Origin of the sequence: Achromobacter ruhlandii (assembly GCF_902859695.1) — a bacterium.
Taxonomy (GTDB): Bacteria; Pseudomonadota; Gammaproteobacteria; order Burkholderiales; family Burkholderiaceae_B; genus Achromobacter; species Achromobacter ruhlandii.
The window spans coordinates 1-21,244 of record NZ_CADIJL010000039.1; the positions used below are offsets into that span (position 1 = coordinate 1).

Sequence of the window (21,244 nt, forward strand, 5' to 3'; positions counted from 1 at the left end):
CGCGTGGCGGGGACGGCGCGGCCACGCTGGCGGGCTGGCGGGCGCCCGCGGCAAGCGACTCGCGCGCCGTCACGCCCGCACCATCTCGGCCCGGCTGTACGAATCGGGAAAGCCGAAGCGCCCCAACCCGCCGGCGGCCTCTATGGCGCGCTTGACGTAGCGGTCGTCGACCAGTTCGGCGGCCGCGCGCGCCGGGTCCAGGTTGGCCAGGAAGCCGCGGTCGGCCTCGATCAGCGTATCGCGCAGGCGCCGCACCAGTTCCTCGGTGTAGCTGGGGAACGGATACGGCTGGAAGTCGATGCGGCGTTCGTCCCAGTCGGCATGGCGGATCGCGCCGCTGGCCAGGTATTGCTCGCGGTCGGACGGCGGCGGCGCCAGCACCTTGCTCAAGGCCGGCAGGCCGTGCGGGGTATAGCGGTTGATGCCTTCCTTGGACAGCAGCCTGGCGGTCTCTTCGCGGTTATCGCGGATCCACAGCTGCGCCTGGACGATGGCGTCGACCACCTTCTGCGACCACTCGGGCCGCTGCTGCAGGTCGCGCTCGTGCATGAACACCACGCAGCAGGCGTGGTTGCGCCAGATGTCGCCGGTAAAGCGCAGCACCTTGCCCACGCCCAGCGTTTCGGCCACGGCGTTGAAAGGCTCTGCCACGATGTAGCCGGCAATGCGGTTCTGCGCCAGCGCCGGCGGCATGTCGGCCGGCGCCATCACCACCAGGTTGACCTCGTTGGCGGCCGGCGCGCCGTCCTTGCGCGACACCGGCGCCAGGCCGTTCTCGCGCAGCAGGTACTGCAGCATCACGTTGTGGATCGAATACCAGAACGGGATCGCCACGGTCTTGCCGCCCAGTTCCTTGACGTCGTTGATGGCCGGCGCCACCGTCAGGCCCGAGCCGCCCACGTGGTTCCAGGCCACCACCTTGGCGGGCACCTGGCTGCCGAAGCGCGCCCACACCGTCATGGGCGACAGCAGGTGCACCACGTTGACCTGTCCTGAAATGAATGCCTCGATCACCTGGGCCCAACTGCGCAGCAGCGTCGGCTTCTCGGCCTTGACGCCGGCCTTGTCGAACAAGCCGTTGTTGTGCGCCACCAGCAATGGCGCCGCGTCGGTGATCGGCAGATAGCCGATGCGCACCGGCGCGTCCGGCTCGCTCTGCGCCCGCGCGTTGAAGGCCGACAGCAGCGGCGCGGCGCCGCCCACCGTCAGCAGGGCCGACAGTTTCAACCAGTCGCGACGCGACATGTGTTCAAGGCACATCGATAGACTCCTTGGCCGCTTGGCCGCGAGCGACCCGCAGCGCATCGCGCAGGCGGGTCAGGATTTCCAGGCGCAACGCGCCCATTTCAGGCAACAGGTCGGCGCGCGGCTGCGGCAGGTCCACCGCCCACACGCCCAGGATGCCGCCGGGCGCGCCGCCCAGCAGCACGATGCGGTCGGCCAGCAGCAGCGCTTCGTCGATATCGTGGGTGATGAGGACGGCGGCGGTATGGAAGTCGGCCACCACCTTGCGCAGCAGCGCCTGCATCTCGCCGCGCGTGACTTCATCGAGCGCGCCGAACGGCTCGTCCAGCAGCAGCACCGCCGGCTGCCGCGCCAGGCAACGCGCCAGCGCGGTGCGCTGCGCCATCCCGCCGGACAACTGCGCCGGCCGCAGGTGCCGCGCGTGCGACAGGCCGACTTCGTCGATCGCCTGGTCGATGCGCAGGCGTCGCTCGGCCGCGTCCAGCGAGGGCTGGTGCGCGAAGTCCAGGCCGAACGCGACATTGCGTTCCAGCGACAACCACGGCAGCAGGCTCGGATCCTGGAATGCCACCGCCACGCGCGGATGCACGCCGGTCAATGGCGCGCCTTCCATCAGCAGCGTGCCGGCGCTGGCCGGCTGCAACCCCGCCAGCACCCGCAGCAGGCTGGACTTGCCGGCGCCGCTGGCGCCCAGCACCGCCACCACCTCGCCGCGGTCCAGCGCCAGGTCAACGTCCCGGAACACCTCTTGCGGCGCGCCGGCGTAGCGCAGCGCCAGGCCACGGGCCTGCAACACGGGGCGCGGCGGCGCGCTCATGCGGAGCCCTCGGCGGCCAGCCGCGCGCGGCGCCTGGCCAGCTCGGTCTTGAGCTGCACCAAGCTGGGGGTGACGATGGGCAGGAAGGCCGCCTCGCGCCAGCGGCGCGCAAAGCCGTCGCCGGCCGGTTTCAGGTAGGCCGCGCCGCCGCTGGCCTGCAATTCCAGCTGCACCGCCTGGCTGGCGATCTCGGCCAGCGCGATGCGGCTTTCGAACAGTAGCCAGGGTTCGGCCACGAAACGTTCGCTGCGCACACCGTCGACCAGGCGCGCGGTCGCCTCGTCGAGCTGGCGCGCCAGCGCCTGCAAGGGTTCGCCGAGGATGCCGCGCGACGCCTGGCCCTGACCCGCCTCGCCGGCGGCGCGCAAGGCGCGCCGCGCCAGGCCGATGGACAGGCCGCATTGCAGCCCGGCAAAGGCCGGCCGCGCCCGCGGCAGGTACTGGCGCGCATCGGGATGGATCAGCCATTGCGGATCGATGCGCACGCCGCGCACCTCCAGCGCCGCGGTGTTGCTGGACTGCAGCGCCAACAGATCCAGGTCAGCGCTGCGCGTCAGGCCCGCGATGTCATGCGGCAAGGCCACCACGGCCGGCGTGCCGTCGGGGGCCGAGACGGCCGCCGCCACCAGGAAGCCCTGCTTGCGCAGGTTGGTGACCCACGGCATGCGGCCATCCAGCACCCAGTGCGCGCCCTCCTGACGCGCCTCGATCTGCAGCGACTCGATGCCGCTGAGGAACTTCATGGCGTTCGACAGCGCGGTGGCGCCGGCCACCTCGCCCGCCAGCAAGGGCGCCAGCCAGGCCTGCGACAAGGCGGCATTGGGGCTGCGCAGCAGGTACTCGATGAAAACCCGCTGACCCCAGGCCACGAAGGCCGCGGCCACGGAATGCTCGGCCACCTGCGACACGGCCTCGATGGCGTCGCCGATGTCGGTGCCCGGCGCGCCGCCCTGCGCGGCTGGCACGCCCAGGCGGAATACACCCGCCGCGGCCAATTGCGGCAGGACCTCGGCGGCGTCGTGGCTGCCATCATCCAGCGCGCCGGCGTGGGTGTCGAGCCAGGCGGTCAGTCCGGGCGACAGTCGCTGATCCGGCTGCCGCGCCGTCATTGCGCGCCGCTCCAGGCGTAGGCGCCGAGCTGTTCGTTCAGCGGCGTCTGCGCCAGGTTGTTGCCGAAATTGCAGATCGTCGCCAGTCCCACGCCGACGATCACTTCCAGCGCGTTGCCGTCGCTGTAGCCGGCCGCGCGCAGCGCCTGCAGTTCGGCGTCGCTGACGCGGCCACGGGTGCGGATCACGGCTTCGGTGAAGGCGGCCAGCGCCTGCAGGCGTTCGTCCGGCAGCGTGCCCTGGGCACGCAGCGCGTCGACCACCTCGGGCGACAGCTTGGCCTTGTTGCGCGCCAGCGCCGTGTGGCCGGCGACGCAGAAGGTGCAGCCATGGCGGGTGCCGGCCACCAGTTGGACCACCTCGCGCTCCTGCAGCGTCAGCCCGGCGCGGGCGTTGATCTGCGACAGCGTCTGGTAGGCCTCCAGCGCCACCGGCGCATTGGCCAGCACGCCCAGCAGGTTGGACAGGTAGCCGGCGCCTTGCTCGGCGGCGGCCAGGGCGGCGCGGGTGGGTTCGGGCGCGCTCTGCGCGGTATGGACGGGCAAACGGGCCATGAAGGTCTCCGGAATGGGATCAACGAAAACTCGATTGTGCGGGCGCCCCGCCCCGCGCGACAATGCACGCGGATCGCAAGCTGATGCTCGATCTTATCGACTTTCAGCTATGCGCTTATAACCAGCCAGGCGCCCCGCGTATGATCGCGCCAAACTGATCCGGTCATGCCGCCATACCAGAGCGGCCGCCCCACGCCTTGCCGACTTCGCCATGCCGCCCTCGCCCGCCCCGAACGCCGATCAAGCCGCCGTCGACGCCCTGCTGTTGTCGAGCCTGGAGGTCCAGTCCAGCTTGTATCACCTGGGCCAGTACTGCGGCAATTGGTCGGCCAGCACCAGCGGCCGGGCCCGCGCCAGCTTCCACCTGATCCTGCACGGCCGCTGCCGCGTCGACCTGGGGACGGGCCAGGCGCCGCTGACCCTGGCGGCGGGCGACGGCGTGTTTTTCCTGCGCGACCTGCCGCACACGCTGACGCCGCTGGACGCGGCCGACGCGGCGGCGCCCGCGTGCCGCGAGATGCAGCCGCTGCTGCCGCGCCAGCCCGACGGCACCGGCCTGGCCTGCGGCTTCTTCCAATTCCGCCCGGGCCTGGCGGATCTGCTGGCCGATACGCTGCCCGACCTGCTGGTGCTGCGCGCCGACGATGCCCGCTACGCCAGCGCGCGTGGCGTGTTCGACCTGATCCTGGGCGAAACCCTGCGTGAAGGCGGCGCCTCGACCGTGGTGCTGGAACGGCTCACCGACATGCTGGTGTTCTTCATGCTGCGCCACCTGGCGATCCACGACCGCCAGGCCCACGGCCTGTTCGTGCTGGCGCGCGACCCGGCCATGGCGAGTCTGCTGCAGGCGATCCTGGCGCGGCCGGCGGATCCCTGGAGCATGGACGACATGGCGCGCCACGTGCACATGTCCAAGGCCACCTTCCACCGCCGCTTCACGCTGCAAAGCGGCACCACGCCGGCGCAACTGCTTCAACTGCTGCGCATGCGCGTGGCGCGGCGCCTGCTGGCGCAGGGCGTGGCCATCGCGGACGCCGCCGAACGGGTCGGCTATCGCTCGCAGGCGGCCTTCAGCCGCGTGTTCCAGCGCACCGAGGGCGTGGCGCCCTCGGCCTGGCGTCGCGGCGGCGCCTGAACTGAACGCCGGTCCCGGCCGCGGCCCGCGGACGCGCGGCGAACCCTACACAGTCGCTATCGGGCGCGCCGTGGCCCCCACTTGCCCGCGCGTCAGGACAGGCCCAGCAGCAGGTCGGCCAGCACCTGCGGGTGCGTGATGTGGGCTTCGTGCGGGGCGGCGATGTCGACCCAGTTCCATCCCGGCTGCGACTTCACCAGCTGGCGCGACTGCTCCAGCACCGGCAGCTCGGGCTGGGTGCAATGGATGTAGGTGCGCGGCCGGCCGTTGCCGATGGGATGCTTGAGCGTCAGCGGCGTGGTGTAGCTGGCCAGCGGGTGCGGCGTCAGCCGGCGCTTGACCCAGGCCTCGTCGGCGCTGCCCGGCTTGAAGCCCCAGGCCGCCGGCAGCGGGTCGGGAATCGGCACGGCCAGGCCGTTGGTGGCCTTGGAGGCGGCCGCGATGCGCGCGTCGGCGTCGGCCTTGGGGTACACCGAGAACGCATCCTGGCCGCTTTGCAGCACGATGGAATCGAAGTACACCAGGTGCGCCAGCCGCTCCGGAATGCGGTCGGCCACGCCCGAGATCGGAATGCCGCCGAAGCTGTGGCCCACCAGGATCACGTCGTTCAGTTCTTCGCTCTGGATCACCTGGACCAGGTCCTCGACGAAGGTGTCGATGGTGATGCCCTTGTGCAGCAGGTGGGCGCGGTCGCCCATGCCGGTGAAGCTGGGCGCGTAGACGCGATGGCCGGCGGCCTGCAACCGGTCGGCCACCGGCCGCCAGCACCAGCCGCCATGCCAGGAGCCGTGCGCCAGCACGTAGGTCTTGGCGCGGCCGGCGGCCGGCTTGGCCGCGATGACCGGGGCCGCCGCCAGGGCGGGCAGCCCGGCGGCCAGTTGCAACAGGGTCCTGCGGGAAATCATGCTCATGCCGCTCACACCTTTGCCAGCGCCTGGTCCAGGTCGGCCAGCAGATCGTCGATGTGCTCGATGCCGATCGACAGGCGCACGGTTTCCTCGCGCACGCCCGCCTTCTGCAGCTCTTCGGGATTGAGCTGGCGGTGGGTGGTGGACGCCGGGTGCGTGGCCAGCGACTTGGCGTCGCCGATGTTGACCAGCCGCGTGAACAACTGCAGCGCGTCCTGGAAGCGCGCGCCGGCTTCGCGGCCGCCCTTCACGCCGAACGTGAACAGGCCCGGCGCCTTGCCGCCCAGGTACTTGCGCACCAGGGCGTGATCCGGGTGATCCGGCAGGCCGGCGTAGTTGACCCACTCGACCTTGGGATGCTCGCGCAGATAGCCGGCCACCTTGACCGCGTTCTCGACGATGCGGTCCACGCGCAGCGCCAGCGTCTCGATGCCCTGCAGGATCTGGAACGCATTGAACGGCGAGATCGCCGCGCCGGTGTTGCGCAGCGGCACCACGCGGGCGCGGCCGATGTAGGCGGCCGGGCCGAAGGCTTCGGTGTAGACCACGCCGTGGTAGCTGACATCGGGTTCGTTCAGGCGCTTGAAGCGGGCCTTGTGCTCGGCCCAGGGGAACTTGCCCGAGTCGATGATGGCGCCGCCCAGGCTGGTGCCGTGGCCGCCCAGGTACTTGGTCAGCGACTGCACCACGATGTCGGCGCCGTGCTCGATCGGACGCAGCAGGTACGGCGACGGCACGGTGTTGTCGACGATCAGCGGCAGGCCGTGGCGGTGGGCCAGCTCGGCCAGCGCGGCGATGTCGGTGATGTTGCCCAGCGGGTTGCCGACCGATTCGGCGAAGATGGCCTTGGTGCGCTCATCGATCTGCGCCTCGAAGGCCGCCAGGTCGCTGGGGTTGGCGAAGCGCGTGGTGATGCCGTACTGCGGCAGCGTGTGGGCGAACAGGTTGTAGGTGCCGCCGTACAGCGTGCTGGACGAGACGATGTTGTCGCCCGCCTCGGCGATGGTCAGGATCGCGTAGGTCACGGCGGCCTGGCCCGAGGCCAGGGCCAGCGCGGCGATGCCGCCTTCCAGGGCCGCGACGCGCTGCTCCAGCACGTCGGTGGTCGGGTTCATGATGCGGGTGTAGATGTTGCCCGCCACCTTCAGGTCGAACAGGTCGGCGCCATGCTGGGTGTCGTCAAAGGCGTAGGCCACGGTCTGGTAGATCGGCACGGCCACGGCGCGCGTGGTCGGGTCCGGCTTGTAGCCGCCGTGCACGGCGATGGTTTCCAGCCGCCAGTCGGGCTTCTTCGCTTCGGTCATGATGTAGTGCTCCTCGAAAATGCGTTATCGGTGATGGGATCAGGCGGCGAACCCGCGCGCGGCGCGCAGGATGCGGTCGATGTCCCCGTGATTGTTATAGGCGCCCACGGACAGGCGCAGGTAACCATACTCCACAATGCTGGCCACCACGCCCTCGCGGGCCAGGTGCGCCAGCGCCGCGGCCGGATCGGGCACGCGCACGGCGGTGGTGGTGCTGCGCAGCGCCGCGTCAGCCGGCGATACCACCTGCAGGCCCTGGGCGCGCAGGCCGTCGGCCAAAGCCGTGGACAGTTCCAGCACCCAGGGTTCGATGCGCTCGGGCCGCGCCCACTCGATCAGGTCCAGCGCCGCGGCCCAGCCGGCGATGCCGGGATAGTTCAGGTTGCCGGTCTCCAGGCGGCGGGCGTCGCCCGCGTCGGACACGCCCACGCGCCATTGCAGGCCGGCCTTGTCGAGCGTGGTGACTTCCGACGGGCCGACGTACAGCGGATCGAGCGCGTCGAGCAGCCGCGGCGACACGTGCAGCAGGCCCACGCCCAGCGGTCCCAGGAAGCCCTTGTGGGCGCCGCTGGCGAACGCGTCCACGCCCCAGGCGTCGACCTCGGCGCGCAGCAGGCCCGCGCCCTGGATGCCATCGACCACCAGCCAGATGCCGCGCTCGGCGCAGCGCCGGCCCAGTTCGGCGATGTCGGTGCGCAGGCCCGTGCCGTACTGCACCCACGACACCGCGATCAGCCGCGTGCGCGCGTCGACGTGCTGCCACAGGTCATCGACCGTATAGCGGTGCGCGCGCGACGGCGGCACCCGCACCTGCACGCCGCGACGGCGCAGGTTGAGCCAGGGCAAGGCATTGGTGGGATGTTCCTGGTCGTCGACCACCAGGTTGTCGCCCTCCCGCCAGGACAGGCCCTGCGCCACGGTATTCAGGCCCTCGGTGGTGTTCTTGGTGAAGGCCAGCCGGCGCGCGTCGCCGCCGATCAGCCGCGCCAGCCTTGCGCGCAGCGCGCCGGCATCGCGCAGCCATTGCGGCTTGTCGCTGCGGGCATGGGTGATGCCGTCGAAGAAGGCGGCCACGCCCTCGGCCACCTTGGGCGCGAGCGGGCTGGTGTAGGCGATGTTGGCGTAGGCCTTGTCGCGAGTGATGGGAAACCATTCCCGGAAGCCGTCCTGCCAGCTCATGCGCAACCTTCTTCAATCCTGCAACTTGGTATGGACGGATTCTAGGTATATGACGCGAATTTGGATAAGGCTAAGTTCTCATAACCATATGACGATACAGTCGCTCACAATGGCGATGCGCAGCCCTAGAATTCATGCCTTTTTGCATACTTCGAATACGGGAACGGCATGCGGTTGATCTCTTTACTCAAGACCGCCGGGGTGGCGGCGGCGCTGGCGCATATGACGATGTCCACGGCCAACGCCGCCACGGCGGGCGCCACGGTCGACGCCATCAAGAAGCGCGGCGAACTGGTGTGCGGCGTGAGCCAGGGCTCGGCCGGCCTGTCGATCGCCGACAAGCAGGGCCGCTGGACCGGCCTGGACGCCGACCTGTGCCGCGCGCTGGCCGCGGCGGTGCTGGGCGACCCGGAAAAAACGCGCTTCGTGCCGCTCAGCTCGCAGCAACGCTTCCCCGCGCTACAAGGCGGCGAGATCGACGTGCTCAACCGCAACACCACCATCACCTCCAGCCGCGACGCGGGCCTGGGCATCGTCTCGGCCGGCATCGTGTTCTACGACGGCCAGGGCTTCCTGGTGCCGAAGAAGCTGGGCGTGAAAAGCGCCACCGAACTGGACGGCGCGCAGGTCTGCGTGCAGCCCGGCACCGTCAACGAACAGAACCTGGTCGATTACTTCAAGAAGCACAAGCTCAACTATCGGCCGGTGGTGATCGAGAACCTGGTCGAGCTGGAACAGGCCTTCTACGCCGGCCGCTGCGACGTCTACCTGTCGGATGCCTCGACGCTGGCCGCCAGCCGCGCCGCGCGCGCCGCCAATCCGGACGACTTCGTCATCCTGCCCGAACGCATCAACAAGTCGCCGCTCGGCCCCTTCGTGCGCCAGGACGATCCCAACTGGACCGCCATCGTGCGCTGGACCGTCAACGCGCTGGTGGCCGCCGAGGAACTGGGCATCACCTCCCGGAACGTCGACAGCCAGGCGCAAAGCAGCGACGCCCAGGTGCGCCGCCTATTGGGTCTGGACCCCGGCATCGGCAAGAGCTTCGGGCTGGACGAAGGCTGGGCCCGCAACGTAATCAAGGCCGTCGGCAACTATGGCGAAGTGTGGGACCGCAACCTGGGCGCGGCCACGCCGCTCAAGCTCGATCGCGGCCTGAACCGGCAATGGAACCAGGGCGGCCTGCTGTATTCGCCGCCGTTCCAATAAGCCTTCACGCACGCGCTGCCGCCAGGCGGGCCGACGGCTCGCCTGCGCGCTTTTGAGAAGCCGCCGGGCCTTCCGGCGCAGGCCAGGACAGACATGATTGCCCTTCACCCCTCGCCCTGGAACGCCGCGCTGCGGCGCTGGTGGCCAGCCGCCGCCTGGACCCTGGGGCTTGCCGCCCTGGCGGCGTTACTGCTGCTGCACATCGAGGCCACGCAGGCGGCGCGCGGCATCCGCGGCGGCTTCGGCTTCCTGTTCCAGCCGGCGGGCTTCCGCATTTCGGAAAGCCTGCTGCCGGTGACGCCCGACGATCCCTACTGGATGTCGATCGCCGCCGGGCTGGCGAACACGCTGACGGTCGCGCTGGTGGCGGTTCCGCTCGCCACCCTGCTGGGCGTCGGCCTGGGCCTGCTGCGGCTGTCGTCGCAGCCGCTGGCATCGCGCACTGCCGCGCTCGTCATCGCGCCATTGCGCAACACCCCGGTACTGCTGCAATTGTTCGTCTGGTATGGCCTCTTGCTGCGCCTGCCGGACGCGCGCCAGGCGTGGACGCCGCTGCCGTCCGTGCTGCTGTCGAACCGCGGGCTGGCATTGCCGGCGCTGCATGGCTGGCTGCCGTACACGCTGGCGGCGGCGGGCGCCGTGCTGCTCGGCTGGCGCCTGCGTCACCGCCTCGGCCGCGCCGCGCCCTGGGCCGCGCTGGCGGCGACGGCGCTGGCCTGGGCGTTGTTGCCCGGCGTCACCATCGATCTGCCCGTCAAGCGCGGCCTGGGCCTGCAAGGCGGCTGGCAGCCCAGCATCGAATTCGCCGCCCTGGTGATCGGCCTGGTGGTGTTCCATGCCGCCTACATCGCCGACATCGTGCGCGCCGCCGTGCGGGCGGTGCCGGTCGGCCTGGTGGAAGCCGGCCAGGCCATGGCGCTGACGCCCTGGGGCGTGCTGCGCCACGTTGTCGCGCCCTATGCCGCGCGCGTGGCCCTGCCCCCCTACGCCAACCAGTGCCTGGCGCTGGTCAAGAACAGCACCCTGGCCATCGCCATCGGCTACCAGGAGCTGATGGCCGTGATCAACACCGCCATCACCCAGACCGGGCTGGCGCTGGAAGGCATCACGCTGGCCGTGGCCGTCTACCTGGGCCTGGCCCTGGCGCTGGGCGGCGCGCTGTCGGCCTGGAACGCGCGCCACGCCCGCCACGGCCCCGGCGACAGCCACGGCGCCCGCCTGGGCGAGCGGCCCGCGTTGCGCCTGCTGGCGCGCGAGGGACGCGGCATCAGTGGCTGGCTGGGCGCGGCGCTGACAGTCTTGCTGCTGGCCGCCACCGGCTGGGCGTTGCTCGATTGGGCGCTGCTGCGCGCCGTCTGGAGCGGCAGCCCGGCCACCTGCGCCGCCGCCGCGGGCGCCTGCTGGGCCGCCGTGGGCGAGAACCTGCCGTTGCTGCTGTTCGGCGCCATGGCGCCGGCCGACCGCGCGCAGGCGCTGGTCGCCTGCGCCGCCCTGCTCGCCGGCGTGGCGGTCGCGCTGGGGGTGGGTCGGCTCGCGGCCCGCCCGCGCCTGGCGTGGATCGCGCTGATGGTCGCCGTCACGGCGGCCGCGCTGGGCGGCTGGCCGTGGGGCGGCAGCGCCATCGGCCCGCTGCGCTGGGGCGGCCTGCTGGTGACGTTGATCCTGGCGATCGCGGCGTTGCTGGCCGCGTTGCCGCTGGCCTTCGGCCTGGCTCTGCTACGGCGCGGCGGCAGCCCGGGCGGGTCGCTCGCCGCCGCCGCGCTGATCGAGGCCGTGCGCGGCGTGCCGCTGGTGACGCAATTGCTGTTCGCATCCTTCGTGCTGCCGCTGCTGCTGGGCGGCGGCGTGTCCAAGTTCGGCATGGCGCTGGCCGCGCTGACGCTGCATACCGCCTGCCTGCTGGCCGAGGTGCTGCGCGGCGCGCTGCAGGCGATTCCGCCGGGCCAGATGATGGCGGCGCGCGCGCTCGGCATGCGCCCGGCAGTGGCCTACTGGACGGTGATCTGGCCGCAGGCCCGCCGCATCGCGGCGCCGGCCGCGCTGGGCGTGTTCGTCGGCGCGGTTAAGGACACCTCGCTGGTCAGCATCATCGGCGTATTCGACGTGCTGGGCGCGGCCAAGGCGGTGGTGGCGGGCACCGACTGGCGACCCTACCATGTCGAGGTCTACCTGGCGGTGGCGCTGCTGTACTTCGGCGCCAGCCTGGCGCTGTCGCGGGTGGCGCGGCGCATGGAAGGACCGGCGGCGTCCTGAGACCCGCGCCCGCGCGCGTGCCGCCTTCGCGGCCACGCCTAGTGGACGCCTGCGCCCAGCCGCCGCAGCCAGGCCGGACGCGGCGCCGCGTCCAGCCAGTTCTTGACGATCAACCCCAGCTCGGTATCGCCGGAAATGCGCAGCCGCCGCTGGAAGAACAAGGTGTCCGCGTCAGTCTCGCCGCGCATCAGCGCCAGCAGTTCCGCCACGCCCGCGCCCAGCGCCAGCTCGCAGGCCTCGCGGTTCCACATTGGTCGAAAGACGCCGCCGCGCACGGTGAAGCGGCTGCACAGGCCCAGGTCCTCGATGGTGATGGCGAAGCTGCGGCCCTCCAGTTCCGGCGGCGGGCTGAGCCAGTTCAGGCGCCGCGCCAACTCCAGCCCGGCGACGAAGTGCAGCGACACCAGCGGCGCGGGCAGCCGCCGCCCCAGGCGCGCGACCAGGCCCGGCACGGCGAATCGGCTGTCGCTCATAGCCCCTCCTGCCAGGCGATCCCCGACTTGCCATAGAAATAGCCATTGCAACGGCCGATGCCGGCCGGCGGCTGCACCGCTTCCGGCGCGCGGCCGCCACGCGCGGCGTCCAGCGCCGCGATGGCTTCGAGCGTGCCGGCCGACTGCGGGCTGACGCGCAGCACGTCGGCGCCCATGTCGGCCAGGTATGCGGCCTGGTCCAGCAGGTCGAGACAGGCGGCCGACTGCACCTGGATGCCATTGATCGCCAGGAACTCGCGCGATTCACGCGTGCGCATGTCCAGGCCATCGGGATGCTCGATGCAGCGGAAGCCGCACTCGTCCTTTTTCAGCCGGAAGTGGCGCGCGGTGAAACAGCGCGCCGAGAACGCCAGCGCCATGCGGCCCCACACCATGATCTCGGCCTGCAACCCGGCCGGCCGCTCGGCCAGCAGCCGCGCCAGCGCATTGACGTGCATTTCCAGCGGCGCGACGAAGCGGGTCGCGCCGCGCGCGGCCAGCCATTCCAGCGTGCCGCCGTGGTAGGCGTTCATGTGCGGACCGGCCACGAACGGCCGGCCGCCCAGGTGGCGCATGGCGCCGGCCTCGCCGGCCTCGACCATGAAATCCCGCTGCTCGCACAGGCGCCGCAGGGCCGAGGCCTCGGCGCCGGTCTCGATCAGGGTGCGGCCGGACAACACCACTTCCTTGCCGGTCGCGGCGAGGTCGCGCGCCAGGTCGAGCCAGTCGTCGGCGCGCAATTCGTGGCGCCGGCTACAGACGGTTTCGCCGACGTAGAGGATATCGGCCGGACTGTCGGCCAGTTCAGCGTAGAACGCCAGCGTGCGCTGGCGCGGCCAGTAGTACAGCAACGGGCCGACCGAGATGCGGAAAACCTTGGGATTCATTTCCATGGACGTTCGAATGCGCCTTGCGTGACTTGGGAACCCTCGGCATGGCGCGCCAGCATGGCGTTCCATTCGGGACGGGGGGAATAGCGATTGGGGTCGCCGTGGGCGCTGTCGAGCGCGGCGCGCAGCGTCGACACCACCTGCGTGACGTAGGCCGGGCTGCGCTGGCGCCCTTCTATCTTGATCGCCGCCACGCCCATCTCGGCCAGTCTGGGCAACAGGCCGATGGCGTTCAGGCTGGTGGGTTCCTCCAGCGCGTGGTCGGCGTGGCCCTCGACCTCGAAGCGACCCTTGCACAGCGTCGGATAGGCCGCGGCCTCGCCCGGGCCGTAGCGGTCGATCAGGATGCCGTTCAGGCGCGCGTCCAGACGGCCGTCCTGCTCGACCCAGCGCACCGCGCCGGCGGGCGAACAGACGCCCTTGTTGTTGGGCGAGGCGCCGGTGGCGTACGACGACAGCAGGCAGCGCCCTTCGGCCATGACGCACAGGCTGCCGAAGCCGAACACCTCGACCTCGACGCTGACGTTGGCGCAGATGCGGGCGATCTCGGCCAGCGTCAGCACGCGCGGCAGCACCACCCGCTGGATGCCGAACTGTTCCTTCATCAGTTCGATGGCGTCGGTGTGGGTGGCCGACCCCTGCACCGACAGGTGCAGGCGCAGGTCGGGATAGCGGTCGCGGGCGTAGGCCAGCAGGCCGGCGTCGGCCATGATGACCGCGTCCGCGCCCAGCCCATGCGCGGCGTCGACCGCCTCGCGCCATTCCTGGCCGCGGCCCGCCTGCACGAAGGTGTTGATGGCGAACAGCACCTTGCGCTGGCGGCTGTGCGCCAGCTCGACGCCGGCGCGGATGTCGCTTTCGGTGAAATTGAGCCCGGCGAAGTTGCGGGCGTTGGTGGCGTTCTTCAGGCCCAGGTAGACCGTGTCTGCGCCGGCCTCGACCGCCGCCTTCAGCGCGGCCAGGCTGCCGGCCGGGGCCACCAGTTCCAGGGGAGTGGTTCGGATTTGCATGCAGGCCAGTCTAGGGGCCGGCGCGGCCCGTGGCCTTGTCGCAGATCAAACCGCGCGGCCAGCGCGAGCCGGCGCGGCGCCGTCAGACCGGATCGTCGCCGTGCAGCCCGTGTTCGACGGCGTAGACCGCGACCTGCACGCGGCTGGTCAGGTTGAGCTTCTTCAGCACGTTCTGCACATGGATCTTGACCGTGCTTTCGCTGACGTCGAGTTCGCGCGCGATGACCTTGTTGCTGGCGCCGCGCGCCAGGCATTGCACGATCTGGCGTTCGCGCGCCGTCAGGCGATGGCGCTCGGCCTGCCCCGCCGGCGCCTGCGCGGCCAGGCTGGCCTGGCCTCGGAACTGCTCGACCAGCTTGGCCGTCATGCTTTCGGCGATGACCGGCTCGCCGCCGGCGGCGCGGCGGATGGCGGTGGTGAGCGCCTCGGCGTCGATGTTCTTGAGCAGGTAGCCGCGCGCGCCGTCGCGCAGCGCCTGGCCGAGTTCGTCGGCCTCTTCCGAGACCGTCAGGATGATCACCGCACAGGACGGCAGGTCCTGCGTCAGCAGTTGCAGCGTCTCCAGCCCCGACAGGCCCGGCATGTTCAGGTCCAGCAGCACCACGTCGGGCTTGAGCTCCTTGGCGCGCTTGAGGCCCTCGACGCCGTCGCCGGCCTCGGCCACGACCTCGAAATCGGGCTGGCGCTGCAACAGCAGGCGCATCCCCGAGCGGAACAGGGTGTGGTCGTCGACGAGCAGGATACGGATGGGCATGGTCTTGAAGGGTCAGGCGGCCTGGCGTTCGGCGTCGGGCAGGGTCAACGCGATGCGCGTGCCGCCGCCGGGCCGGGACTTCATTGTAATCAAGGCATGCATCCGGGCGGCGCGTTCGCGCATGATGTGCAGGCCGATGTGAGCCTCGCCACGCCGCGCCACTTCGTCCGGATCGTAGCCCTGGCCGTTGTCGGCGATCAGCAGGTTAAAGTCGCGGTCGTTGCGCACCACCACGTCTACCCGGTCGGCCTCGGAATGCTTGCGCACGTTGGACAACGCTTCCTGCAGGATGAACAGCACCTGCAATTGCTGCTCCGGGGCCAGCGGCGCGCCCACGCCCTGGCTGAAGGCCAGCTCGGTGCGCACGCCGGTCTGGCGGCGGAAGCGCTCGACCGTGTCCTCGATGGCCGTCTTCAGGTCGCCCTGGCCCAGCTTGTCGCGGAAATTGGTCAGCAGTTCGCGCACGTCCTTGTAGCTTTCGTCCACGCCGGTGCGCAGCAGCGGCAGGATTTCCTCGACCTCGTCCTGGTCGCCGCGCTTGACGGCGGCGTCCAGCAGCTGCAATTGCAGGTTGAGGAAGTTCAGGCCTTGCGCCAGGCTGTCGTGCAGACCCTGCGCCACCAGGCCGCGCTCCTGCACCACCGCCAGCTGGCGCGCCTGGGCGCCCAGGCGGCGGTTGTCCAGCGCCACGCCCAGGTGCTGCCCCAGGGTTTCCAGCAGCTGCGATTCGGACGCGGTCAGCTTGCGCGGCTCGCGGAAATGCAGCGAATACGAGCCCTGCACCTCGTCGCGCGTGACGATGCGGAATACCGCCACGCTGGCGAAGCCGTCGCGCTGGCAGTTCAGGTCGGCCTGCGCCGGCGCCTGGCGCAAGTCCTGAATCACAATGACGCCGGCCTGGCGCGTGGCCACGCCGCAATAGCAGTCATCGACCTGCATGCAGTGTTCGGACTCGACCAATTCCTCCGACAGCCCCACCGACACCACCAGGTTGAGCTTTTCGTTGTCGGGGTCGAGCGCGCGGATGCTGCCGCCCTCGGCGTCGAACTGCAGCATGACGCGGCGCAGGAACCCCTGGCACATCGCCTCGATGTCGTTGGGCTGGTTCAGGAATGCCGCCATGTCGTACAGCGCGCCGATGTCGCGGTTCTGCGCCGCGAGCTGGGCGGTCTTTTCGCCCACGCGCTGCTCCAGCCCCGCATACAGGCTCTGCAACTCATCGGCCATGCGGTTGAAGCCGCGCGCCAGCACGCCGAATTCGTCCTGGCTCTCGACCGGCAGGCGGGTGCTGAATTCACGCGCGGCCATGCGCTGCAGGCCGTCGCGCAGGCGCAGCACCGGCGCGATGATCCACAGGTACAGCAGGTAGATCATGGCCAGGGTGCCGGCGCTGGCGATGGCCGCCAGCACGCCCTGCGACAGGCGCAGCGAGGTGGTCTTGCCGGCGTTGTCCTGTTCGATCATGCGCACCAGTTCGTCGGCGCGGGCGACGAAATCGGGCAGCGTCCGCAAGTACTCGGCCGCGTCGTCGCGGGCGATGGCGCGCATCGCCGCCGGCCGCATGATGTCGCGCCAGTAGTCGGCCACGCCCGCCCAGTGCCGGCGGATGAGCGGGTCGTTGGGAATGAACAGCGGCCGCGCCGGGTTGCCGCGCGCCAGGCGGGCAATGGTGTCGTCCATCAGCCGCACCTGTTCCTCGGTGCGCGCCTGGCGGCCGGCCTCGGGCCGCATCAGCTCGACCGCCACGCGGTTGGCGCGCATGCGCAGGCTGCCGGTGTCGTTGATGGCCGCGCCCGCCCCTTCCAGTTGCCACGACAGCCACAGCGTCAGGCCGATCATGCCCAGCACCACGATCAACGCCACCAGCGAACTGGCGACGATGCGCGTGGACAGCCGGTGGCGTGGCGAGGGCAGCGCCTGGGCAGCGGTGCAGGGATCGGGCGGCGTCATCAGCAAAGGTTTGCGGTAGGACAGGCGTGCGGGCGGGTCGGGGATTGCCGTGCGCGGCGCGGCTTGGGCCGGGATTGCCGCGCGCCGCGCGGCTTAACGGGTTGAGTGTAGTCCTTTCGCCCAGCCCCGCACCACCGCGTGGACGATGAAATCCGCCACCGCCGCCGGGTTGTTCAGCGGCAGGCAGGGTAAGTCCGTGTCCAGCATGGCATCGCTGACGATCGCCAGGAAACTGGCGTCCTCGGCATGCAGCGGCGGCTTGCCCAGCGCCAGACGGTAGACCTCGATGCGGGGAATGGCGACCTGCTTGAAGCCCTCCACCAGCACCAGGTCGGCCGGCGCCAAGCGGGCCACCTGCTCGGCCAGCGACGGCTCGGGCGCGCCGCGCAGCTCGCGCACGATGGCGTAGCGGAACGGCGACGCCACCATCACCTCCTGCGCCCCGGCCTGGCGAAAGCGCGCGCTGTCCTTGCCGGGCGGCTCCATCTCGAAGTCGTGATGGCTGTGCTTGATGACGCTGACCTTCAGGCCGCGCGCGCCCAGCAGCGGCAGCATAGCCTCGATCAGGGTGGTCTTGCCGCTGCCTGAGCGGCCAGCGATACCGAAAACAGGGGTCATGCGGACTCCGTGAACAAAGGACAGACAATGGGCAGGAACGCATCCGCCCGCGCCGAGTATGCCAGCAAAGCGCCAGCCACCAGGTCGAAATACCAGCCGTGCAAAGTGAGGTCACTGGCCTGCAGGCGCCGCTGCACGCAAGGCAGCGCCTCCAGGTTGCGCAGCGAGATCAGGATCGACGCCTGCTCGCAGGCCCGCCGACGCTCGGCCGCGGACGCCGCCGGCATCTGGTTCAGTACCCGCTGGCGCGCCGGTTCGGCGATATCCATCCAGCGATTCAGGTAGTCCGGTTCGCCATCGCCGCGCGCCGGCCGTTCCATCAGCGCGCGGATGCCGCCGCACTGGGCATGGCCCAGCACGATGATGCGGCTGACCTTCAACTGCTCGACCGCGAACTGGATCGCCGCCAGCACCCCGTGGTGGCCCTGGTCGCGGTCCGGCGGCGGCACCAGGTTGGCGACGTTGCGCACGGTGAAGATGTCGCCCGGGTCGCAGCCCAGCAGCATGGCCGGATCGACCCGCGAATCGCAGCAGCCCACCAGCAGCGTGCTGGGGTGCTGGCCGTCGCGCAGGTTGCGGTACAGCGACGGCGCCGCTTCGTAGTATTGGTGCTGGAAGCGCTGGAAGCCGTCCACCAGCCGTTCTAGATCGCGCATGGGTCAGCCTCCGGTCTGCGACATGAAGCGCACGATGCGCTCGGGCCGGGTGGTGAATTCGTGGCGTTCCGGCTTGGCGGCGATGCCGGCGCGGATCGCCTGTTCCAGCTCGGCGTCGCTGGCGCCGTCGCGCAGCAGCCGGCCCAGCGGCACCTGGTCTTCCTGGCCCAGGCACAGGTACAGGGTGCCGTCCACGCCCAGCCGCACGCGGTTGCAAGCGGCGCAGAAATGGCGCGACATGGGGGTGATGACGCCCAGCGCCGCCGCGCCGCTGCCCGTGCCCCAGTAGCGCGCCGGGCCCGCGCCCTGCCCCGCCAGCGCCGGCACCAGGCCGGCGTCGGCCGCCAGCCGCGCGCCCAGCGCGCCCAGGTCGGCATGGGCATAGCGGCGGCCGCAGTCGCCCAACGGCATCGGTTCGATCAGGCGCAGGATGAAGCCCTGCGCCACGGCGTAGTCCAGCAGCCGGCGCACGTCGGCCTCGGGCGTGGCGGCGTGCACCACGCTGTTGAGCTTGATCGGCGCGAAACCGGCGTCGCGCGCGGCGCGCAGGCCGGCCAGCACCGCGTCGAGGCAATCGCGGCCGGTGATGCGGCCGAATGCGGCCGCGTCCAGCGTGTCCAGGCTGATGTTGAGACGGTCCACGCCGGCCGCGCGCAACGCGGCGGCATGGCGCGCCAGCTGGGTGCCGTTGGTCGACAACGACAGGTCGTCCACCTCCGGCAGCGCCGCGATGGCGGCGGCCAGGCCGGCCACGCCGCGGCGCAGCAGCGGCTCGCCGCCCGTCAGCCGCACGCGGCGCACGCCCAGGCCGGCGAACAGGCCCGCCAGTCGCGCCATCTCGTCGTGGCGCAGCCAGTTGGACGGCTCTTCGAAGCCCTTGAAGCCCTTGGGCATGCAATAGCCGCAGCGCAGGTCGCAGCGGTCGGTGACCGAGACTCGCAGGTAGTCGATACGGCGGCCGAAGCCGTCAATCAGCCCCCGCGGCGCGGTCGGCCCCAGGGTGGCGACCGAGGCCGCCGGGGCCGCCGCCAGGGCGGGCGCGGGTGTCATGTCGGGCTCCCGAACACCCGGTCGTCCTCGGCCGCGCCCAGGTCGATGCCGCGCACGTCGGCGCGCTCCACCAGCAGCCTGGCGTACTGGCGCCAGGCGGTGTCGCGGCTGGCGGCGGCCAGGGCCGACGCGATCGATTCGCGCACCTGCTCGAACGGCAGCAGGCGCCCTTCGATGCGCCGCGTCACGCGCACGATGTGCAGCCCGTGACGGGTCTCCAGCACCTGCGGCAACAGGCCGCCGGCCGGCAGGGCGAACACGGCCTTTTCGAATTCGGGCACGGTGTCGCCGCGCCCCAGCTGCCCCAGGTTGCCGCCCACCGCCGCCGACGGGCAGTTCGACTGGCGCCGCGCGACCTCGGCGAAACCGGACGGATCGGCCAGCAGGTCGGCCAGCACCGCGCCGGCGTGGGCCCGCAGCAGGTCCAGATTCACCCCGGGGGTGACCTGGAACAGGATGTGATCGGCCTCGATCAGCTCGCCCACGATGAAGCGCTGCGGATTGGCCTGGTAATAGCGCCGGCAGGCCGCCTCGTCGGCCTCGGGCGCCGGCGCGTGGCGTTCCAGCAGCACGCCGATGGCGTCGTCTTCCGAGGCGAGGTCCAACCCCTGCCGCGCCGCCTCGTCCCGCAGCACCCGGCGCAGCACCAGCGCCGTGGTGGCGGCGCGCATCGGGTTGGGCGCGTCCGCGTGCAGCGGCAGTTCTTGCTCCATGTCGGCGTCGGTCAGTTCGACGCCATTGATCGTCACAGGCATGTCGGCCTCCTCGGGTCAGCGCGGACGCACCAGTTGCCAGGCGCGGCCCAGGTAGCCGACCGAGGCGAAGCCGCTCCAGACGTGCACCAGGCGCGTGAACGGGAAGATCACGAACAGCGTCAGGCCCATGAACAGGTGCGCCTTGAACAGCGGCGGCACCTCGGCCACGAAGTCGGCGGCGCCACTGCGGAAGGTGACGATGTGCTGCGCCCAGTGCATCAGGCGCACCATCATCTCGCCGTCCATGTGGCCGGCCGACAGCGCGATGGTCGACAGGCCCAGCAGCAGCGTCGCCAGGATCCACGCCAGCAACAGCTTGTCGCCGGGCCGGGTGGCCTTGCGGATGCGCGGGTCGCTCAGGCGGCGGTGGATCAGGATCAAGAGGCCGATCAGGCACAGCCCGCCCATGACGCCGCCGGCCACCATGGCCACCGTCTGCTTGAGCGTGTGCGACACGCCCAGCGTGTCCCACACCACCACCGGGGTCAACAGGCCGACCAGGTGGCCGAAGAACAGCCCAAGGATACCGACGTGGAACAGGATGTTGCCCAGCCGCAGCTGGCCGCGATGCAGCAGCTGCGAGCTGTCGGTCTTCCAGGTGTACTGCTCGCGCTCGAAACGCGCCAGGCTGCCCAGCAGGAACACCGTCAGGGCAATGTAGGGATAGATGCCGAAGAAGAACTGGTTCAGGGAATTCATGATGCGTGTCCTGGAAATTAGCGGGTGACCGGCGCCCGGGGATAGAAGCGCACGGCCTGCGCGCCGTCGCCCGAGAACGGACGCAGCAGCGGTTCGACGCCGTCGGCGCCGGCGCCGAAGGTCTCCATGGCTTCGTCCATGTCGCGCACCGGCGGCGCGGTCTGCTCGCGCGGCGTGACCCGCGACAGGCCGCGCAGCACGACGAAGACGCTGGCGTACGGGCTCTCGTTGCGCGCCAGGCGCGCGCCGATGGCGGCCAGCACATGGATGGCGTCGTCCAGCAGGTCCTGCGCCACGGCCGGGTCGATCACGCCCAGGAACTCCAGGAACAGCGGCACGTGGTCCGGCAGTTCCGACACCACCGGTTCGAAGCCGTGCTGGCGGTAGGTCTCCAGCAGGTCGACCATGGCCTGGCCACGGTCGCGGCTTTCGCCGTGCACGTGCTCGAACAGGTGCAGCGAATGGGCGCGGTTGCGGTCGAAGGTGGCCACGTAGGTCTCCTGCAGCGCGATCAGGTCCTGGCTGGCGAGGTGGCCGATCAGCGGTTGCAGGGCTTCCTCGGCGTCGGGATGGGCGGCCAACGCGCCCTCGACCTCGGTCAGGGCGTCGAGCAGTTCCTGTTCGGGGTAGCAGAGCAGCGCGGAAAGCAGGCGATAAAGGCTCATGATGTTCTCCC

The 21,244-nt window shown here is 70.8% G+C and carries 21 protein-coding genes; 3 read left to right on the forward strand and 18 right to left on the reverse strand.

Going from position 1 to position 21,244, the window contains the following annotated elements; translation table 11 throughout:
- Positions 1-69: 69 nt before the first annotated feature.
- From HV742_RS27955 to HV742_RS27970, 4 genes are read right to left on the reverse strand one after another with little or no spacing between them, the layout of a single operon-like run.
- The gene (locus HV742_RS27955) at positions 70-1,260 is read right to left on the reverse strand and encodes an ABC transporter substrate-binding protein (protein ID WP_049074005.1); all 1,191 of its coding nucleotides are present in this window, start codon (positions 1,258-1,260) and stop codon (positions 70-72) included.
- Complete coding sequence (locus HV742_RS27960) at positions 1,250-2,062, reverse strand: ABC transporter ATP-binding protein (protein ID WP_175146920.1); 813 nt, start codon at positions 2,060-2,062, stop codon at positions 1,250-1,252. The genes HV742_RS27955 and HV742_RS27960 overlap by 11 nt, the downstream gene beginning before the upstream one ends.
- The gene (locus HV742_RS27965) at positions 2,059-3,171 is read right to left on the reverse strand and encodes an acyl-CoA dehydrogenase family protein (RefSeq protein ID WP_175146921.1); all 1,113 of its coding nucleotides are present in this window, start codon (positions 3,169-3,171) and stop codon (positions 2,059-2,061) included. The genes HV742_RS27960 and HV742_RS27965 overlap by 4 nt, the downstream gene beginning before the upstream one ends.
- A complete protein-coding gene (locus tag HV742_RS27970; protein ID WP_059270307.1) occupies positions 3,168-3,725 on the reverse strand; it encodes a carboxymuconolactone decarboxylase family protein in 558 nt (185 codons plus the stop codon). Before HV742_RS27970 ends, HV742_RS27965 begins: the two co-directional genes overlap by 4 nt.
- A 211-nt stretch (positions 3,726-3,936) precedes the next feature.
- On the opposite strand from HV742_RS27970, the gene HV742_RS27975 reads away from it, so the two are divergent.
- Positions 3,937-4,860 (forward strand): AraC family transcriptional regulator, encoded by a 924-nt coding sequence (locus HV742_RS27975; RefSeq protein WP_175146922.1) that lies wholly within the window; start codon positions 3,937-3,939, stop codon positions 4,858-4,860.
- Between the two features lie 92 nt (positions 4,861-4,952).
- Here the strand turns inward: HV742_RS27975 and HV742_RS27980 are convergent, their stop codons facing one another.
- The 3 genes from HV742_RS27980 to HV742_RS27990 are packed head-to-tail and all read right to left on the reverse strand — an operon-like array spanning position 4,953 to position 8,251.
- Entirely contained in the window at positions 4,953-5,771 is an 819-nt protein-coding gene (locus HV742_RS27980) for an alpha/beta fold hydrolase (RefSeq protein ID WP_254601281.1), read from the reverse strand.
- 5 nt (positions 5,772-5,776) lie between these two features.
- Entirely contained in the window at positions 5,777-7,072 is a 1,296-nt protein-coding gene (locus HV742_RS27985) for an O-acetylhomoserine aminocarboxypropyltransferase/cysteine synthase family protein (protein WP_054416933.1), read from the reverse strand.
- 39 nt (positions 7,073-7,111) lie between these two features.
- Positions 7,112-8,251 (reverse strand): aminotransferase class V-fold PLP-dependent enzyme, encoded by a 1,140-nt coding sequence (locus HV742_RS27990; protein ID WP_175146923.1) that lies wholly within the window; start codon positions 8,249-8,251, stop codon positions 7,112-7,114.
- Positions 8,252-8,419: 168 nt separating this feature from the next.
- Here HV742_RS27990 and HV742_RS27995 point away from each other — a divergent pair, with 168 nt between their 5' ends.
- Positions 8,420-9,460, forward strand: coding sequence for an amino acid ABC transporter substrate-binding protein (locus tag HV742_RS27995; RefSeq protein ID WP_063581771.1), 1,041 nt, complete (start codon positions 8,420-8,422; stop codon positions 9,458-9,460).
- A 93-nt stretch (positions 9,461-9,553) separates the two neighbouring features.
- Entirely contained in the window at positions 9,554-11,713 is a 2,160-nt protein-coding gene (locus HV742_RS28000; protein WP_175146924.1) for an ABC transporter permease subunit, read from the forward strand.
- Positions 11,714-11,751: 38 nt separating this feature from the next.
- Here the strand turns inward: HV742_RS28000 and ubiT are convergent, their stop codons facing one another.
- The 11 genes from ubiT to narJ all read right to left on the reverse strand — a co-directional run bounded on the left by ubiT (position 11,752) and on the right by narJ (position 21,233).
- A complete protein-coding gene (gene ubiT / locus HV742_RS28005; protein ID WP_063581769.1) occupies positions 11,752-12,186 on the reverse strand; it encodes a ubiquinone anaerobic biosynthesis accessory factor UbiT in 435 nt (144 codons plus the stop codon).
- Positions 12,183-13,079: a U32 family peptidase gene (locus HV742_RS28010; protein WP_421436998.1), complete on the reverse strand. Its 897-nt coding sequence runs from the start codon at positions 13,077-13,079 to the stop codon at positions 12,183-12,185. Before HV742_RS28010 ends, ubiT begins: the two co-directional genes overlap by 4 nt.
- Positions 13,070-14,086 carry a ubiquinone anaerobic biosynthesis protein UbiU gene (gene ubiU, locus HV742_RS28015; RefSeq protein ID WP_175146925.1) on the reverse strand — a complete coding sequence of 339 codons (1,017 nt, stop codon included), beginning with the start codon at positions 14,084-14,086 and terminating at the stop codon, positions 13,070-13,072. The genes HV742_RS28010 and ubiU overlap by 10 nt, the downstream gene beginning before the upstream one ends.
- A gap of 82 nt (positions 14,087-14,168) precedes the next feature.
- A complete protein-coding gene (locus tag HV742_RS28020; protein ID WP_049074026.1) occupies positions 14,169-14,840 on the reverse strand; it encodes a response regulator in 672 nt (223 codons plus the stop codon).
- A gap of 12 nt (positions 14,841-14,852) precedes the next feature.
- Entirely contained in the window at positions 14,853-16,790 is a 1,938-nt protein-coding gene (locus HV742_RS28025) for a type IV pili methyl-accepting chemotaxis transducer N-terminal domain-containing protein (RefSeq protein WP_175146926.1), read from the reverse strand.
- Between the two features lie 93 nt (positions 16,791-16,883).
- Positions 16,884-17,408, reverse strand: coding sequence for a molybdopterin-guanine dinucleotide biosynthesis protein B (mobB, locus tag HV742_RS28030; RefSeq protein ID WP_175146927.1), 525 nt, complete (start codon positions 17,406-17,408; stop codon positions 16,884-16,886).
- Positions 17,405-18,064 (reverse strand): carbonic anhydrase, encoded by a 660-nt coding sequence (locus tag HV742_RS28035; protein ID WP_175146928.1) that lies wholly within the window; start codon positions 18,062-18,064, stop codon positions 17,405-17,407. The genes mobB and HV742_RS28035 overlap by 4 nt, the downstream gene beginning before the upstream one ends.
- A gap of 3 nt (positions 18,065-18,067) precedes the next feature.
- Positions 18,068-19,114: a GTP 3',8-cyclase MoaA gene (gene moaA, locus HV742_RS28040; protein WP_254601282.1), complete on the reverse strand. Its 1,047-nt coding sequence runs from the start codon at positions 19,112-19,114 to the stop codon at positions 18,068-18,070.
- Positions 19,111-19,869 carry a peptidylprolyl isomerase gene (locus HV742_RS28045; protein ID WP_175146929.1) on the reverse strand — a complete coding sequence of 253 codons (759 nt, stop codon included), beginning with the start codon at positions 19,867-19,869 and terminating at the stop codon, positions 19,111-19,113. Before HV742_RS28045 ends, moaA begins: the two co-directional genes overlap by 4 nt.
- Before the next feature lie 15 nt (positions 19,870-19,884).
- Complete coding sequence (gene narI / locus HV742_RS28050) at positions 19,885-20,568, reverse strand: respiratory nitrate reductase subunit gamma (protein ID WP_049074034.1); 684 nt, start codon at positions 20,566-20,568, stop codon at positions 19,885-19,887.
- 17 nt (positions 20,569-20,585) lie between these two features.
- Complete coding sequence (gene narJ / locus HV742_RS28055; protein WP_068959025.1) at positions 20,586-21,233, reverse strand: nitrate reductase molybdenum cofactor assembly chaperone; 648 nt, start codon at positions 21,231-21,233, stop codon at positions 20,586-20,588.
- Positions 21,234-21,244 lie beyond the last annotated feature (11 nt).